This window comes from Sphingomonas degradans (genome assembly GCF_053502645.1).
Genome location: NZ_CP177172.1, coordinates 1000007 through 1016458, shown reverse-complemented (window position 1 = coordinate 1016458; position 16452 = coordinate 1000007). Strand labels below are relative to the sequence as shown.

Sequence of the window (16452 nt, the reverse complement as noted above, 5' to 3'; positions counted from 1 at the left end):
AAGGCATTGGTCAGCGTATAGGTAGCACCACCGATCCGCCGAACCGCGCCTTGGGCGTCACTTCGAGGCGATAGGTCTTGCTGTCCCCGGAACCGTTTTCGACGATCTTCGCCGTTGCCGCATCTGCGGGGGTCATGCTCACGATCGTTGCCGCGACAAAGGGTCCACCGGTTGCACCAGCGGTCAGGTCGACCGACACCATCTGTCCGTCGCCGGTAACCGCGGTCTTGGGTGCGGCGGTCGGCGCCGTACCCGATACCGTGATCGATACGGTGCCCGGCGTCGATGTTCCGCCCGGACCGACCGCGACGAAGGTGAAGCTATCCGGTCCGACATAGCCGGGATTGGGACGATACACTGCCGTGTACGCGGAGCCCACGCCGCACGCGATACCCAGGCGCGCCATCGCGGCCGTCACTGTCTGGATAACCACCGTACCATGCAGCGGCTGGTTCTGGATCTGGATCGTCGAGAACTCGCCCGAAACCAGCGCCCCCAGCTCGATATTGACGCTGCTGCCACTGGTGACGCTGGAACTGCCCTGCACCGTGGTGCTGCCCGCGCGCGTCGCCGGCGGCGGCGGCGCGACGACGGTCAATGTGACGCTCGCAGGGGCCGAAGTGCCGCCGGGGCCGGTCGCGGTATAGGTGAAGCTGTCCGCACCGAAATAGCCGCTGGTCGGGGTATAAGTCGCAATCGTGCCGCTGAACGTCACGCTGCCGTGCGCCGGCGCCGTACCGAGCGTCAGCACGGTGGAGACCCCCGTGATCGAACTGCCAAGGTCGATCGCGGACGCGCTGTTATAGCTGGCCTCGACGCCGGACTTCGCCGTCACCACGGGTGCGGCCGGGGTCGCGATCGTCACGATCACGCTGGCCGGGGCGGAAACCCCGCCTGGGCCGGTTGCGGTGTACGTGAAGTCGTCCGGTCCGAAATAACCGCTGGCCGGCACATAGGTCGCCACGGCACCGCTGATCGTCACGCTGCCATGCGCCGGCGCCTTGTCGACCGCCAGGCTGGTATACACCCCCGTGACGGCGCCCGCGAGGTCGATCGGCGTTCCCGCGCTGCCATAGGGCACCGAGACATCCGAAACGTTGGCAGGCACGGCCACCGGCGGCGTCTCGACGGTCACGCCGACGGTCACCGGGGCCGAAGTGCCCCCGGGGCCGGTCGCAGTATAGGTGAAGCTGTCCGCCCCGAAATAGCCGCTGGTCGGCACATAGGTCGCAACCGTGCCGCTGAACGTCACGCTGCCATGCGCGGGCGCGGTGCCCACCGCCAGGCTGGTCGACACGCCGGTGACCGAGCTCGCCAGGTCGATCGCGGTCCCTGCGCTGTTATACGCCACCGCCACGCCGGGCTTCGCCGCCGCCACCGGGGCTGCCGGCGTCGCCACCGTCACGCCGACGGTCGCCGGGGCCGAAGTGCCACCCGGGCCAGTCGCGGTATAGGTGAAGCTGTCCGCCCCGAAATAGCCGCTGGTCGGCACATAGGTCGCAACCGTCCCGCTGAACGTCACGCTGCCATGCGCCGGGGCCGTCCCCACTGCCAGGCTGGTCGACACGCCGGTGACCGAGCTCGCCAGGTCGATCGCGGTGCCCGCGCTGTTATACGCCACCGCCACGCCGGGCTTCGCCGCCACCACCGGAGCTGCCGGCGTCGCCACCGTCACGCCCACGGTCGCCGGGGCCGAAGTGCCCCCGGGGCCGGTCGCGGTATAGGTGAAGCTGTCCGCACCGAAATAGCCGCTGGTCGGCACATAGGTCGCAACCGTGCCGCTGAACGTCACGCTGCCATGCGCGGGCGCGGTGCCCAGCGCCAGGCCGGTCGACACGCCGGTGACCGAGCTCGCCAGGTCGATCGCGGTCCCTGCGCTGTTATACGCAACCGCCACGCCGGGCTTCGCCGCCGCCACCGGAGCTGCCGGCGTCGCCACCGTCACGCCCACGGTCGCCGGGGCCGAAGTGCCACCCGGGCCGGTCGCGGTGTAGGTGAAGCTGTCCGCACCGAAATAGCCGCTGGTCGGCACATAGGTCGCAACCGTGCCGCTGAACGTCACGCTGCCATGCGCCGGGGCCGTGCCCACCGCCAGGCTGGTCGACACGCCGGTGACCGAGCTCGCCAGGTCGATCGCGGTCCCTGCGCTGTTATACGCCACCGCCACGCCGGGCTTCGCCGCCGCCACCGGGGCTGCCGGCGTCGCCACCGTCACGCCCACGGTCGCCGGGGCCGAAGTGCCCCCGGGGCCGGTCGCAGTATAGGTGAAGCTGTCCGCACCGAAATAGCCGCTGGTCGGCACATAGGTCGCAACCGTCCCGCTGAACGTCACGCTGCCATGCGCGGGCGCGGTGCCCAGCGCCAGGCTGGTCGACACGCCGGTGACCGAGCTCGCCAGGTCGATCGCGGTCCCTGCGCTGTTATACGCCACCGCCACGCCGGGCTTCGCCGCCGCCACCGGGGCTGCCGGTGTCGCCACCGTCACGCCCACGGTCGCCGGGGCCGAAGTGCCCCCGGGGCCAGTCGCAGTATAGGTGAAGCTGTCCGCACCGAAATAGCCGCTGGTCGGCACATAGGTCGCAACCGTGCCGCTGAACGTCACGCTGCCATGCGCCGGGGCCGTGCCCACTGCCAGGCTGGTCGACACGCCGGTGACCGAGCTCGCCAGGTCGATCGCGGTCCCTGCGCTGTTATACGCCACCGCCACGCCGGGCTTCGCCGCCGCCACCGGGGCTGCCGGCGTCGCCACCGTCACGCCCACGGTCGCCGGGGCCGATGTGCCGCCCGGGCCGGTCGCAGTATACGTAAAGCTGTCCGCCCCGAAATAGCCGCTGGTCGGGACATAGGTCGCAACCGTCCCGCTGAACGTCACGCTGCCATGCGCGGGCGCGGTGCCCAGCGCCAGGCTGGTCGACACGCCGGTGACCGAGCTCGCCAGGTCGATCGCGGTCCCTGCGCTGTTATACGCCACCGCAACGCCAGGCTTCGCCGCCGCCACCGGGGCTGCCGGTGTCGCCACCGTCACGCCCACGGTCGCCGGGGCCGAAGTGCCCCCGGGGCCAGTCGCAGTATAGGTGAAGCTGTCCGCACCGAAATAGCCGCTGGTCGGCACATAGGTCGCAACCGTGCCGCTGAACGTCACGCTGCCATGCGCCGGGGCCGTGCCCACTGCCAGGCTGGTCGACACGCCGGTGACCGAGCTCGCCAGGTCGATCGCGGTCCCTGCGCTGTTATACGCCACCGCCACGCCGGGCTTCGCCGCCGCCACCGGGGCTGCCGGCGTCGCCACCGTCACGCCCACGGTCGCCGGGGCCGATGTGCCGCCCGGGCCGGTCGCAGTATACGTAAAGCTGTCCGCCCCGAAATAGCCGCTGGTCGGGACATAGGTCGCAACCGTCCCGCTGAACGTCACGCTGCCATGCGCCGGGGCCGTGCCCACCGCCAGGCTGGTCGACACGCCGGTGACCGAGCTCGCCAGGTCGATCGCGGTGCCCGCGCTGTTATACGCCACCGCAACGCCAGGCTTCGCCGCCGCCACCGGGGCTGCCGGTGTCGCCACCGTCACGCCCACGGTCGCCGGGGCCGATGTGCCGCCCGGGCCAGTCGCAGTATAGGTGAAGCTGTCCGCACCGAAATAGCCGCTGGTCGGCACATAGGTCGCAACCGTGCCGCTGAACGTCACGCTGCCATGCGCCGGGGCCGTGCCCACCGCCAGGCTGGTCGACACGCCGGTGACCGAGCTCGCCAGGTCGATCGCGGTCCCTGCGCTGTTATACGCCACCGCCACGCCGGGCTTCGCCGCCGCCACCGGGGCTGCCGGCGTCGCCACCGTCACGCCCACGGTCGCCGGGGCCGAAGTGCCCCCGGGGCCGGTCGCAGTATAGGTGAAGCTGTCCGCACCGAAATAGCCGCTGGTCGGCACATAGGTCGCAACCGTCCCGCTGAACGTCACGCTGCCATGCGCGGGCGCGGTGCCCAGCGCCAGGCTGGTCGACACGCCGGTGACCGAGCTCGCCAGGTCGATCGCGGTCCCTGCGCTGTTATACGCCACCGCCACGCCGGGCTTCGCCGCCGCCACCGGGGCTGCCGGTGTCGCCACCGTCACGCCCACGGTCGCCGGGGCCGAGGTGCCCCCGGGGCCGGTCGCAGTATAGGTGAAGCTGTCCGCACCGAAATAGCCGCTGGTCGGCACATAGGTCGCAACCGTGCCGCTGAACGTCACGCTGCCATGCGCCGGGGCCGTGCCCACTGCCAGGCTGGTCGACACGCCGGTGACCGAGCTCGCCAGGTCGATCGCGGTCCCTGCGCTGTTATACGCCACCGCCACGCCGGGCTTCGCCGCCGCCACCGGGGCTGCCGGCGTCGCCACCGTCACGCCCACGGTCGCCGGGGCCGATGTGCCCCCGGGGCCGGTCGCGGTATAGGTGAAGCTGTCCGCACCGAAATAGCCGCTGGTCGGCACATAGGTCGCAACCGTGCCGCTGAATGTCACGCTGCCATGCGCCGGGGCCGTGCCCACTGCCAGGCTGGTCGACACGCCGGTGACCGAGCTCGCCAGGTCGATCGCGGTCCCTGCGCTGTTATACGCCACCGCCACGCCGGGCTTCGCCGCCGCCACCGGGGCTGCCGGCGTCGCCACCGTCACGCCGACGGTCGCCGGGGCCGAAGTGCCACCCGGGCCAGTCGCGGTGTACGTGAAGCTGTCCGCCCCGAAATAGCCGCTGGTCGGCACATAGGTCGCAACCGTGCCGCTGAATGTCACGCTGCCATGCGCCGGGGCCGTCCCCACCGCCAGGCTGGTCGACACGCCGGTGACCGAGCTCGCCAGGTCGATCGCGGTCCCTGCGCTGTTATACGCAACCGCCACGCCGGGCTTCGCCGCCGCCACCGGGGCTGATACATACGTGAATTGCGGCGCGCTGGATGTGCTCGCCTGGCTGTTCGTAGTGACCAGGACGCCCACGGCGCCCGCGCTTCCGCTCGGCGCGGTTACCGTGAGGACGGTACTCGTCGCGCCCGTCACGACCGCGTTCTGGGACCCGAACTTCACGCTGTTGTTTGCGGGCGTGGTGTCGAAGCCGCGGCCGTTGATCGTGACGCTGGTTCCCCCCGCAATCGCGCCGCTGGTCGGCGCGATGCTGCTGACTGCCGGAGAGACCGCAACGCTATTGCTGGTGGACGCCGATGTAGTCGGCCAACCTGACGGCGTGAACGCCGTGCTGGAAAAGCTGGTGGTCCCAGACGTCGCGCCCGTGAAGCTATACGTGACCGTGCACGAACCGTTCGCCGGGATCGAAACGTTGCCGACAGCGATCTGGCCGAGCGCAGGGATCGATCCGGTGGAGGAACACGTGCCCCCCGCCGCGCCGACCACGCGCGCAAGCACGCTGGAGGACACCGAGACCGTGGTTGCAATGGTGGGCGACACGACCGCATTTGGATTGGCGAAGGTGATGGTCAGCAAGGTCGTCGTGCCGGACGTGACCGAGGACGCGCTGGTCGCGAGCGTGATCGTCGCCGCCTGGAGGGGCGCAACCGTCACCGCTTGCTGCACGGGCGAAGCGGCGGACCACGCTGCGTCGCCCGCCTGATTTGCCTCGATCGTGCACGTGCCGGCGGCAGCGAAGCTCACGACGCCGCTGGTGATCGTGCAGACGCCGCTGCTCGCCGGCGCGATCGTGAAACTCACCGTCAGCCCCGATGTCGCGTTGGCGGTCGGCGTATAGGTGGCGCCCCCGATCTGCGCGCTGGGGGCCGTGGAAGTGAAAAGGATGGTCTGGCTCGCACGGGCGACCGTCAGCGTAAATGTCTTGGAAGAGGTCTGCGCCGTCGGGGTGGTCTGGTCGGTGACCGTAACCGTGAACGTCGTGCTCGACAGCGCGGCGGTGGGCGTGCCGGTGAGCTCGCCGGTGCTGGTCGAGAAGCTCAGCCCCGCGGGCAGCGTTCCACCCGACAGCGCATAGGTGAGCGTTCCCGTGCCGCCCGATGCCGTGACGGGCACTATCGCGGTCAATGCTGTGCCGACCGTCGCGTTGACCGCCGCTTGCGCCTGGACCGTCGTCACCGGCGACGCGGTAACCGCAAAGCTCCGCTGGACCTGCGTAGCGGCGGACCAGTTCGCATCCCCCGCCTGGTTCGCGTTGATGGTACAGGTCCCGGGCGTCAACAACGTAAGACTGGTCCCCGAAACCGTACAGACGCCCGTGGTCGCAGAGGTAAACACGACGGTCAGCCCCGAGTTCACGCTCGCAGCAAGCGTCAGGGGCGACGCCGACTGGCCGGCATCGGACAGCGCGGCAAAGGTGATCACCTGCGCGCCCTGCGCGATCGTGCCGCTCACGGTGCTTCCCGTGGCAGTGGAGCCGGCACCGTTATTATCCGTGACCTTGATCGCGTAGCTGAACGCGCCCGCAGTCGTCGGCGTGCCCGATACCGTGCCCGTGGCAGCGTTCAACGTCGTCCCCGCAGGCAGCGCGCCCGTCGCGAGCGCATAAACATAGGGCGTCGTCCCGCTCGACGCCGGGTTCGCCTGGCTATAGCTCGCGCCAACGCTGGTGCCCGTCGCGGCGCCGGGCGTGATGGAAGGGCCGGTCGCCGTAGGCACCACCGTGATGGTCAGCGCGTAATGCCCCCGGGGGTCATTGACGGCGACGGCATCCGCGACCCACGCCGTGCTGACTCCATATGCGATGCGATCGGTGCCCGAAAAGCCGGCGGCCGGCTTATAGTGGATGCCGTCCGAGGCCATCCAGAATTCGCCGCCCTTCTCGGTAGCCTGACGGACGCCCGACGCAACTTGCCCCGAAGCATTGGCGACCGACATGCTCAAGTTCGACCGCGCGAACGCGCAGATCGTATGGTTACTGCTTCTGATCTTCATGATGAGCGTGTCGCTCGAATCCTGAAGCGCGCGCAAAGTCGACAACGTGCCGCTGCCGTTGGTCGTGTTCGAACCCTGGACGATTACGCTGTCCGTCGCCCCGTACGACAATGAGCAGGTTGCGGTAATGTTCGCAAAGGCGAACGCGGCAGGCGCCGCGATCACCGAAATCACCGCAGCCAACAGAGAAAGCGCTATTCTTTGCATGCGCCGCCCCGTGCTGAGGGGGCCAGCCAATATGCTAGCACGAATCGCGCTGCCGGACCGATCAAACACAACTTCCCCCCGCCCCAAAACCGGGCCCAGACACCGCGCAAGCGCTTGCGGATAAACCCCACCCCACAACACAGCCACTCCGGCCTGAAACAAAACACGCGGGAGAACACACTGTGCAGTGCATAATATGTAGAACTACTCAAAGGATCTAATCAAGATTGAATCGACTCGCGGCCCTTCTGATCTTTTCGCGCTATCTAGGACCAAAATGAATGCAAACACCCGATCCCTCTTGACGAGAGCCTCGCGTCGGAACACATTTTGGTCATTGCGGCGATCCGCCGCCAGTCGCGCAAAGTTTCGAACCACTAGGTTTGTGTGAATCGATTCCACGAATCGCGAATCGTCGCGCCTCGATTCCACGACGCGCAATTTGGGAGGGAGGCGACCTTGGCAGAATTTTTTCTCGGCCAGATCATGATGACCGGATTCGGCTTTGCGCAGAGGGCGTTTGCACAGTGCAACGGACAGCTACTTCCGACGCAGCAGAACCAGGCACTCTTTACGCTTCTAGGCACATACTATGGCGGCAACGGTACGAGTAACTTCGCGCTGCCGGATATGCGCAGCCGGACCCCTTTGGGGGCAGGATTTGGCTCGATAGATCCAAGCTGGCAACCCGGGCCCGCGCAGCTCGGACAGTCAGCGGGGACGGAGAACGTCACGCTGCTCCAATCCCAACTGCCAGTGCACACCCATACTGTCGCGGCAGGCACAACGGCCAGCAGCGACTCGTTTCCCGCAAGCAACTACACGTTCGGCAAGGTTGAAGGCGGCGAGTTGTTTACTGCGTCCCCCCCGTCGACCACGCTGTGGCCGCAGACCGTATCCGCCACGGGCGGCGGACAACCGCACCCGAACATCCAGCCCTTTTCGACAATCAACTTCAACATCGCACTTCAGGGCACATATCCTTCGCGGAGTTGACCGCCGGGCACGCTCGCCGGAGCCCACGATCCGACCTTCAGGGAGAGCATAATGAGCGCACCATATATTGGGGAAATCCGGATCCTGCCTTACCCGCGTGGGGCGCCGGTCGGCTGGTTGATTTGCGACGGCGGCCTGAAATCGATTTCAGAGTATGAGCCTCTCTTCACGCTGCTTGGCACGACGTACGGAGGCAACGGGGTGTCCACCTTCGGAGTTCCCGATCTGCGAAGCGCTGTACCCATCCACAACGGCCACGGGACCGGACTGTCAAACTATGGGCTGGGCCAAAAAGGTGGCGCCGAGGGCGTGACACTAATTGCAGCACAAATGCCGTCGCACAATCACAATGTTGCGGCCTCTACTGCTGCCGCAACCTCAAATTTGCCAACAAACAATATTCTAGCTGGCGGCACTACAGTCGACCCTTTTTATGCAACAAATGTTCCCGCGGCCACCCCGCAACCCCTTTCTTCCACCATGGTCAGAAATTCTGGTGGAAGCCAGCCACATGAGAACTGCGCTCCAACATTAGCGGTACAATACTGCATCGCCTATTCAGGTATATTCCCAAGCAGGTCTTAGTGCATTTTCAATAATGACTATACTTACTATCGCGTCTAAAAGGACCCGCATATGACCGATCCCTATATTGGCGAGATTCAGTTATTTGGATTTAGTTTTGCGCCGTATCAGTGGTCGTTTGCGAACGGCGCATTGGTGCCAATACAACAGAACACCGCCTTGTTTGCCTTGCTCGGCACGACATTCGGCGGCAATGGCCAGAGCAACTTCCAGCTTCCCAATCTCGCGTCGCGTTTCGCCTGCGGGATTGGCCAGTCGCCCGGAAAAACGTACCGCGATCTTGGCGAAACGTTCGGCGAAGAGTACGTATACCTTACGCAACCCATGATGCCGGCGCACAGCCATGCCTTTAACGCTTATTTGCCGGGAGACATTGCGGACCTGACACAGACGCCCGGCGCGACGACCGGCGCGGGCGGCGGGTTCACTGGCAGTGCATTCATGTACTCGTCCGACCCGGCCTCGGTTGCGATGTCATTATCGGCGCTTACCATTGCGGGGGCTAGCCAGCCACATCCCAACGTCCAGCCCTATCTGGGGATCAACTACTCGATCGCGCTGTACGGCAACTACCCCGCTTTCCCTTGATCGGCGCCCAACCCTTCACGCCTTTTAGACGGCGTGCGGCACCTCTCGCTGTGAGCGAAGGCATCCGGGAAAGCGGGGTTGGGCTGCGCGGCGCAACGACGGCTGACATCGCCTTCTTGCGCGATTTGTACTGCGGGTTTCGGGCATTGGAGGTGATGATGCTGCCCTGGTCTGCGGATCAGAAGCGGGCATTCCTGCATGACCAGTTCCGGTTACAGCATGAGCATTTCGTACGGTACTTCCGCAACGCCGATTTCTGGGTCGTGACCCGGGCACAAGATACGGGTGCGCAGGCGCCGATCGGCCGCCTTTATCTGGACCGGACCGGCAAATTCTGGCGGATCGTCGATATAGGCCTGGCGCCGGACGCGCGCGGTGCGGGCGTCGGGGGCATGCTGATCCGCTGGGTCCAGGAGGCCGCACAAAAAGCAGGCGGCTCGGGCGTTGCCCTTCAGGTCGCGACCAACAATCCGCGCGCGCGCCAACTGTATCTGCGGCTAGGCTTCCTCCCCGACGGGGATGAAGAAAACCTGCACCAGCCGATGCTGTGGCGCGTGCCGATCAGTTGAAGACCGCCTGGTACACGATATCGGCGCCGTCACGGGCCACCGGCACCAGGAACATGTCCAGCTCGCCGATGGCCGGGTTCTTTACCCGATACGTTCGCTGCGGCAAGATGATCGATGACCGGCTCTTGAACAAAAGCGAGAACGGGTCGCGCGTCTGCCCGATGAAGCGATGCATCGGCAGCGGCTTGACTTCAATCAGCGTTACCGAGAGCGCCGAGGTGCCCATGTCCACCTCGAACTCCTGGTTCGCCGCAGCGGCGAAAGTTTGGATAGTCCTTGTCTGCATGATGCCCTCCCCGCTTCGCAACCTAACGCGTTCTCCGGTACTGTCGAGTACTCAACTGCGAGCGGCACGACGGCGGACATATTATTTGTCCGCCCGACGACGGTCCTGCCGTCCGCCCAGCATTCCAACGACGCCCCAGACTCGGTGAGGCCGATGAGGACCTCATGGCGCTGCCGGTCACCAGACCCCATGTCCGGTCCACGCCCGCCCGCGGCGCCTTACACCCCCGTTCACGACATGCCTGACCGAGTCGCGCCTATCTCGCACGACCACGCCGCCCCCGTCGGTCGATTTAAGACTCCGGCGGTGGCGCTGCTTGCCGGAACCCGGTGACGTTCGCAAAACACAGCCGGTCCGATCGCTGGCACGCCAAATGGAACGAAAACCGCGCCGTTCCGTCTGGTAGCAGCGCATCGCCATGGCCCGTCGCCAGAAATGCCGGGAGCGGATCGCGATACTCGGCATCCCCCTTCGTCCCGTATCCGTCTAACCGGCCCCGCCCGTCGCTTGTCTGCCCTCTCGCATCCGCGCATACTGCGCCAATGATACGGCCGGCAGTCGACCTCGCAACATTACGTCTCCAGCTCGATAGCGAAATCGAGACGGCGCTAGTGACCGCTGAACATCTTGGGGTGACGCTGGTCAGCTGCCACCTCCAGATGGCACGCGACATGCTGGGCGTCCCGCTCGCGGGCTTGCCCCGGCCCAGGCACGATGCGACCGACCTGGATCAGGACTGATGGCGACCGCTGGACCGTGTCTGCCCGCTTCCATGGCGTCCCTGGAAAAGCCGGAAAGGGATGCGGCGGCGAATCGCGTGTCCCGTCTGACGAAGCGGCACAAGGAATGCCTCAGGCTTGTCGCGCAGGGCTATACGTCGAAGGAGATCGGGCGACAGCTCGGCATATCCTATTCCACCGTCGACAATCATCTGCTCGCCGCGGTTCAATTGCTCGAGGTGCCAGGACGCGCCGAAGCCGCGCGCAAACTTGCAGACTATGAGCAGGCGGTCGCGCGGGAGCAGCAGCGCGCCCCGGCGGAAAGCCGTTCGCTCGACGCGGTCGGACCGGCCAATCCGCACGCCGCGGGGATTGGGCAGGAACTGCCTAGGCAGCCGCGCCCCGTTGCGGAAACCACAAACCCGGCGGATGAGAACCCCCAGGCTTCGAACAGTCGGTGGACACGCAATCTCAGCAGGTTGCTTCCACCGATCGGGGGACGGGAGAATGATCTATCCGGATCACAGCGGATCTACGCGATTGCAAGGATCTCGCTGTTCTCAACGCTCATGTTTGTCGCCTGCGTAATCGTCGTTCGGACGTGCTTCGTCGCCCTGCGCTGAAGCGCTGAAGAATCCTCACAACCTTAAATTTGAGCGCCGTCTCGGCGCAAGGAGGAGTCATGACCAAACTTTCCGAAGGCGCCGCTCGCGTTATCGCAGGCGACATCACCGAAGTCTTCCACGCCACCGACAACGCACTGCTCGCGAGCGCCCGTGTCGCCGGATCGGTGCTGGAGGGCACAGCAAGCTCGGGGATGCACCCGCGCACGAAGCAGAAGCTGCTGGAAACCCTGAACGACGGGTATGGCAAGATACTCGAAGGCCGCAAGGAAATGGTCCAGGCCCAGGTCCAGATGGTCGTCATTCAGCGTCAGAGCAACCTCGATACGGTCGATTTCGGCTGCTGGGGCGCGCCCGCCAGGATCTTTACGACCGGCGAAGCCAAAACCCAAGAAGTCGCGATCGGCTGATCATACAGCATCCGCTCCGGGCCGACCTTGCCTTGACGTCCAGCCTCTCCGTGTGATGGACTTAGGGCAATGGTCGGCACTCTTTTCTCGATTTTGTTGCTTGGGAGCTGCGCTTATGCGTGGCTCGCTGGCGGGACTGAAGGCCGATGTATTGTTGCAATGCTCGTTTCCGCCGCTCTCCTAAGCGTGCCTGCCTCATGGCTGGATTACGGGTGGCAGCGCACGCAAATGCCGGTCTTGGGAATCGACGTCCTGCTGCTTGGCGGCCTGCTTTTCATGGCGCTGCGAAGCCGATCCTATTGGCCGCTCTGGATGGCGGCGTTTCACCTCGTAAGCGTGACGACGCATGCCGCGACAATCGCCCAACCCGAGTTGAAGCCACTCATTTACTTCGCGCTCCAGTCGTTCTGGAGTCTGCCGCTCCTGCTCGTGATGGTCGCCGGTATCATGCTGGATCGTCGCGCCGGGGTGATGCCGGACGGAACGCCGGTGCGGTCCGATGACCGTTCCCCGGCCGGAGATTCGTGACGAAACGAGCGAGGACGAATTCGTTGCGCTCGCGCGCGACTGCCGCACCGTCGCCAGCCAGCTGGCAGACATGGGTCGCGAGTCGCTCGCCGCAGCCGAAGCCCCGTCCGCACCGGGCACGCCGCTTACAAAGGCCGCCCAGGTTCGGCGCTACCTGGCCTCACGCCGGCTTCGAGAGAGTTTGCTGCCCGCCGAGCTTTTCGCAGACCCTGCGTGGGACATGCTCCTCGATCTGTTCGCCTCGGAGCTGGAGGGGACGGTCGTGTCGGTATCGAGCGCGTGCATTGCTTCGGGCGTTCCGTCGACCACTGCGCTGCGCTGGCTGACTCACCTTGAAAAGCGGGGCCTGGTCGTCCGGGAGTCCGACCGTATCGACGGGCGCCGAACCAATATCCGGCTTACAAAGGCCGCGCGTGAACCGCTCCGGCAATGGCTGGAACGTGCGCCATGGATGTCGCAGCCCAGCCCTCACCGCTGATCGCGAAACAATGTCTGGCGAGTCGTCCCTCGCGCTGCGCAGATGGGGTGGGCGCGGGTGAGCAAAAGTGGCGCCCGCGCCCCTCGCATGACGATCTCGCAGTAACATGATTTATGGTTAACAGTATTTAGATAGTAACTTTATAATACCAGCCAATATCGATCATTTGCCCGATTGATGCGGCCCGCCGTATCAATTACGTTTCCGGAGCGTAACGGGGCAATTGCGCGCTTTGCTTGCTCCCAGTGCCAGCATCATCCATCTGGAAGGGGGCTCCATGGTCGTGCCTGATCCCGTCACACCGCTTACGCCAATGGAACAAGCGTTCGTCGACACCATCAACAATACGTGGACTCGCGACCAGGTGTTGGCGCGTCTGAAGACCGATCTTCAGACGGCGGTTGAAATCGAACTCGCGACGATACCGATCTATCTCTACACCTATTATTCGCTGGTCCGGAACAATGAGAGCGGCGAGACGATCAGCGACGCCCAGCTATATGCGAACAAGGCGGGCGGGATCATCATGAGCGTGGCGGTGGAGGAAATGCTCCACATGTCGCTATCGTCGAACGTGCTGTTCGCGATGGGCGTAGCCCCGCAGCTTTACCAAAAGGCGCCAGCTGCCTACCCCACCGGACTGCCCTATCATAACCCGACCGGACCTGTCGGACCGGACGGACAGACCGCAGTGCAGATCCCGCTCGCCAAGCTGGGTTTTGAGCAGCTGTGGCATTTCCTCCAGATCGAATATCCCGAACAATGGAACGCGCCGCCACAGGACAGCGACTGGGATACGATCGGCCAGTTCTATTCCTATATCCGCTGCCTATTGCGCAGCAATTTCCTGACCAATGCGGATTTTCAGCAAGGCGCGTCGGCCTATGCGATCCAGCCGTATAATTACTCGCCGAACAACGTCGACACGATCTATCCCAACGCCGGCTTCGATCCGTGGAAACCCGCGCCGCCGGCCCCCACGCCGAACTGGGCGGATTCGGTGCAGGGCGCGGCGGCAGCGGCGGTGTTCCCCAATTATGCCGACAGCCATGTCGGTCCAAACCAGTTGATGGTGATCCAGTCGATCGCCGATGCCGTCATGGCGATCGACACGGTGTGCGATCAGGGCGAGGGTGTTCCCATCCCCGATGTGGGCCCGGGCCCCGACGACGATCCGTCGAAGGAAGAGGAATCGCACTATGTGAAGTTCCTGGCGCTGCAGGCACAATTTTCCGACTATGCCGGCACCACCGAAGTGCGTCCGGCGCAACCGCCGGCGCCGACTGACGTGATCCAGCCCGCGACGACCCAGCAGGACCTGCTCGCCGCCGGCGTGCTGGTCAACGTGCCCGACAATCCGGTCGCGGCCGATTATCCGCCGCTGTATTCCGACATCGCGAATTTCTGCAGCGCGTGTTTCCAGTACATGCTGATCATGACCGAGACGATCTACCTCGTCCCGCCGGACCAGCAGAAGCTCTTCTTCAACGAAGGGCTGCACCGCTCGATGATCTGGGTGCTCGACAAATATATCCGGACGATCCGGCAGTTGCCCATTCCCAGCGGCCCCTATGCCGGCATGATGATGGGCCCCACGTTCGAGAATGTGTCGCTGGGCGATCGGGCGGATTCGTTCGCGGGGCTGATGGGCTATGGCAATCGCGCGATTGCGGCGGCAACGGCGCTTATCGCGCTGCTGGACGTCAACGAAGCGGTGGAAAAGGTCGCAGAAGCGCTGGACCCGCGCAGCGCCGTCGCCGACGCGGCACAGATCCAGAAGGATGGCGATATCATCGGCGTGCTCCAGAACGTGATCGGCTATGTCGGCGTCGCGATCTCCAAGCGGAGCCGCGACGGCGCGCACGCGATGCACTTGCCCGATGTCGGTCCGTATTGGGCCGCGGCCACTGCCCAGCAACGCTGAACCGGCATTCCGCGAGAGGAACGAACCATGGCTTCATGCTCCACCCCCGCCCCTACGCCCACTCCGGCCCCCGCGCCGGGCGAGCCCGTGCCGACCTATGTCTATGGACCGCCCGTGCCGGCGTTTCCTGGCTGGAACGTTATCGGCACCCAGCCGGCGGGGCTGCCGCTCCACGCCTGTATGGGCCTGAACGCCTGTGCCGGCGCGGACCGTTTCGGCACCGCTGGCCCGCCCGGTGGAACGGGGCCCAATGCGTGTGCAGGCCAGGGCTATTGCGCGACGGGCACCGACCACACGTGCCACGTCCAGAACGATTGCAAGGGCCAGGGCGGCTGCGGCCTGTACGGAACCGGCGAAGAGATGGAGAATCCCGGCGCCAATGATTGCCGCTCGCAAGGATCGTGCGCGACGCCCATCAACGCCGAACGCTTCAGCACCAATGGCCTCAACCAGGGTCAAAGCGTCTGGCTGCGCGCGCGGGCGGTGTTCGAGAGCAACTGGGCGACGACGCGCACCGAGCTGCTCGCGGCACAGGCGGCGGGCACTATCAGCAGCACCCAGAAACTTCCCGTCACGCTGGGGCCGGCGCCGGCCGCGTTTGCCGCGACCGGGCCGACCTATCTATGGATCAGCGACGACAATAACGAGCGCGGGAACATGACCGCGTGCGGCGCCAGCGGCCTGAGCGGCGCCGGTGGCTGCAGCTGACGCCGTGCTGGGGGGCCTGCCCCGGCTAGGACTCGGGCTGGGGCTACGCAGCGTGCATTTCGACGCTGTTCTGGCGGGACCGCCGCGCGACCTGTGGTTCGAGGCGATTTCCGAGAATTTCATGGACTCGCACGGGCGCCCGCGCGCCGTGATCCGCGCGGTGGCGGAGCGATACCCGCTGGCGCTGCATGGCGTGTCGCTGTCGATCGGCAGCACCGATCCGCTCGACTTCGGATATCTGGCGACGCTCAAACGGCTGGCAGACGATGTGCGCCCGGCCTGGGTGAGCGACCATCTGTGCTGGACCGGCGTGAACGGACACAACACGCACGACCTGCTGCCCATGCCCTTGACCGAAGAGAGCCTTGCCCATGTCGTGGCGCGTGTCCGCGTCGTGCAGGACTATCTCGAGCGCCCGCTGATCCTGGAAAACCCCAGCAGCTATGTGCGTTTCGCCCAGTCGACGATCGAGGAGCCTGCGTTCCTGCGCGCGCTGGCCGACGCGACCGGCTGCGGACTCCTGCTCGACGTGAACAACGTCTATGTGAGCTGCTTCAACGCCGGCACCGACCCGCACGCCTATCTCGATGCCTTCCCGTGCGATCGGGTGGTGCAGATGCACCTTGCGGGGCACCAGGACATGGGCAGCCACGTCATCGATACCCACGACCGGCCCGTGCGATCCGAAGTATGGGCGCTCTTTCAACGCGCATGGGCGCGTACCGGCGGAGCATCGACCTTGCTCGAATGGGACGATCATATCCCCGACCTGGACGCGTGCGTCGCCGAATTGCGCAAGGCCGAGCAGTACATGGCAGGCGGTGCAAACCCTGCCGACGCCGCGCCGACGCACGCCGCGGCGGAGGGCGTTTCCAACCCGGTCGGCTTCCTCGTCCCCCGCGCGATGGACGCCATGATGGACGCAGCGTGACCCCCCTCCCCGCCACGCAG

Annotated in this window: 14 protein-coding genes; 12 read left to right on the top strand and 2 right to left on the bottom strand. The window is 65.6% G+C overall.

Annotated elements, in window-relative coordinates:
* Positions 1–10 precede the first annotated feature (10 nt).
* Positions 11–7054, bottom strand: coding sequence for an Ig-like domain-containing protein (locus ACG3SL_RS04620; RefSeq protein ID WP_448665067.1), 7044 nt, complete (start codon positions 7052–7054; stop codon positions 11–13).
* 492 nt (positions 7055–7546) lie between these two features.
* Here ACG3SL_RS04620 and ACG3SL_RS04615 point away from each other — a divergent pair, with 492 nt between their 5' ends.
* The 4 genes from ACG3SL_RS04615 to ACG3SL_RS04600 are packed head-to-tail and all read left to right on the top strand — an operon-like array spanning position 7547 to position 9825.
* Complete coding sequence (locus tag ACG3SL_RS04615; RefSeq protein ID WP_448663970.1) at positions 7547–8083, top strand: phage tail protein; 537 nt, start codon at positions 7547–7549, stop codon at positions 8081–8083.
* 51 nt (positions 8084–8134) lie between these two features.
* Positions 8135–8668, top strand: coding sequence for a phage tail protein (locus ACG3SL_RS04610; RefSeq protein WP_448663969.1), 534 nt, complete (start codon positions 8135–8137; stop codon positions 8666–8668).
* A gap of 51 nt (positions 8669–8719) precedes the next feature.
* A complete protein-coding gene (locus tag ACG3SL_RS04605; protein ID WP_448663968.1) occupies positions 8720–9256 on the top strand; it encodes a phage tail protein in 537 nt (178 codons plus the stop codon).
* 50 nt (positions 9257–9306) lie between these two features.
* The gene (locus ACG3SL_RS04600; protein WP_448663967.1) at positions 9307–9825 is read left to right on the top strand and encodes a GNAT family N-acetyltransferase; all 519 of its coding nucleotides are present in this window, start codon (positions 9307–9309) and stop codon (positions 9823–9825) included.
* Here ACG3SL_RS04600 and ACG3SL_RS04595 read toward each other — a convergent pair.
* Positions 9818–10111 carry a DUF6916 family protein gene (locus ACG3SL_RS04595; protein ID WP_448663966.1) on the bottom strand — a complete coding sequence of 98 codons (294 nt, stop codon included), beginning with the start codon at positions 10109–10111 and terminating at the stop codon, positions 9818–9820. The two genes, ACG3SL_RS04600 and ACG3SL_RS04595, sit on opposite strands and share 8 nt — an antisense overlap.
* A gap of 542 nt (positions 10112–10653) precedes the next feature.
* On the opposite strand from ACG3SL_RS04595, the gene ACG3SL_RS04590 reads away from it, so the two are divergent.
* The 8 genes from ACG3SL_RS04590 (at position 10654) to bufB (ending at position 16432) form a co-directional block, all read left to right on the top strand.
* On the top strand, positions 10654–10851 hold the full coding sequence (locus tag ACG3SL_RS04590) for a hypothetical protein (RefSeq protein ID WP_448663965.1): 198 nt from the start codon (positions 10654–10656) through the stop codon (positions 10849–10851).
* On the top strand, positions 10851–11453 hold the full coding sequence (locus tag ACG3SL_RS04585; protein ID WP_448663964.1) for a LuxR C-terminal-related transcriptional regulator: 603 nt from the start codon (positions 10851–10853) through the stop codon (positions 11451–11453). Before ACG3SL_RS04590 ends, ACG3SL_RS04585 begins: the two co-directional genes overlap by 1 nt.
* A 59-nt stretch (positions 11454–11512) precedes the next feature.
* Complete coding sequence (locus tag ACG3SL_RS04580; protein WP_448663963.1) at positions 11513–11863, top strand: hypothetical protein; 351 nt, start codon at positions 11513–11515, stop codon at positions 11861–11863.
* 69 nt (positions 11864–11932) lie between these two features.
* Positions 11933–12391, top strand: coding sequence for a hypothetical protein (locus ACG3SL_RS04575; RefSeq protein WP_448663962.1), 459 nt, complete (start codon positions 11933–11935; stop codon positions 12389–12391).
* Complete coding sequence (locus ACG3SL_RS04570; protein ID WP_448663961.1) at positions 12363–12869, top strand: hypothetical protein; 507 nt, start codon at positions 12363–12365, stop codon at positions 12867–12869. The genes ACG3SL_RS04575 and ACG3SL_RS04570 overlap by 29 nt, the downstream gene beginning before the upstream one ends.
* A 277-nt stretch (positions 12870–13146) precedes the next feature.
* Positions 13147–14793 (top strand): ferritin-like domain-containing protein, encoded by a 1647-nt coding sequence (locus ACG3SL_RS04565; protein WP_448663960.1) that lies wholly within the window; start codon positions 13147–13149, stop codon positions 14791–14793.
* Between the two features lie 27 nt (positions 14794–14820).
* Positions 14821–15501, top strand: coding sequence for a hypothetical protein (locus ACG3SL_RS04560; RefSeq protein WP_448663959.1), 681 nt, complete (start codon positions 14821–14823; stop codon positions 15499–15501).
* Positions 15502–15508: 7 nt separating this feature from the next.
* The gene (bufB, locus tag ACG3SL_RS04555) at positions 15509–16432 is read left to right on the top strand and encodes an MNIO family bufferin maturase (RefSeq protein WP_448665066.1); all 924 of its coding nucleotides are present in this window, start codon (positions 15509–15511) and stop codon (positions 16430–16432) included.
* Positions 16433–16452: the final 20 nt, after the last annotated feature.

Excerpts from the sequence above, each read along its gene's own strand:
- ACG3SL_RS04595 (WP_448663966.1), bottom strand. The coding sequence starts at position 10,111 with ATGCAGACAAGGACTATCCAAACTTTCGCCGCTGCGGCGAACCAGGAG.
- ACG3SL_RS04610 (WP_448663969.1), top strand. The coding sequence starts at position 8,135 with ATGAGCGCACCATATATTGGGGAAATCCGGATCCTGCCTTACCCGCGT.
- ACG3SL_RS04580 (WP_448663963.1), top strand. The coding sequence starts at position 11,513 with ATGACCAAACTTTCCGAAGGCGCCGCTCGCGTTATCGCAGGCGACATC.
- ACG3SL_RS04575 (WP_448663962.1), top strand. The coding sequence starts at position 11,933 with ATGGTCGGCACTCTTTTCTCGATTTTGTTGCTTGGGAGCTGCGCTTAT.
- ACG3SL_RS04570 (WP_448663961.1), top strand. The coding sequence starts at position 12,363 with ATGACCGTTCCCCGGCCGGAGATTCGTGACGAAACGAGCGAGGACGAA.
- ACG3SL_RS04565 (WP_448663960.1), top strand. The coding sequence starts at position 13,147 with ATGGTCGTGCCTGATCCCGTCACACCGCTTACGCCAATGGAACAAGCG.
- ACG3SL_RS04590 (WP_448663965.1), top strand. The coding sequence starts at position 10,654 with ATGATACGGCCGGCAGTCGACCTCGCAACATTACGTCTCCAGCTCGAT.
- ACG3SL_RS04560 (WP_448663959.1), top strand. The coding sequence starts at position 14,821 with ATGGCTTCATGCTCCACCCCCGCCCCTACGCCCACTCCGGCCCCCGCG.
- ACG3SL_RS04605 (WP_448663968.1), top strand. The coding sequence starts at position 8,720 with ATGACCGATCCCTATATTGGCGAGATTCAGTTATTTGGATTTAGTTTT.
- ACG3SL_RS04585 (WP_448663964.1), top strand. The coding sequence starts at position 10,851 with ATGGCGACCGCTGGACCGTGTCTGCCCGCTTCCATGGCGTCCCTGGAA.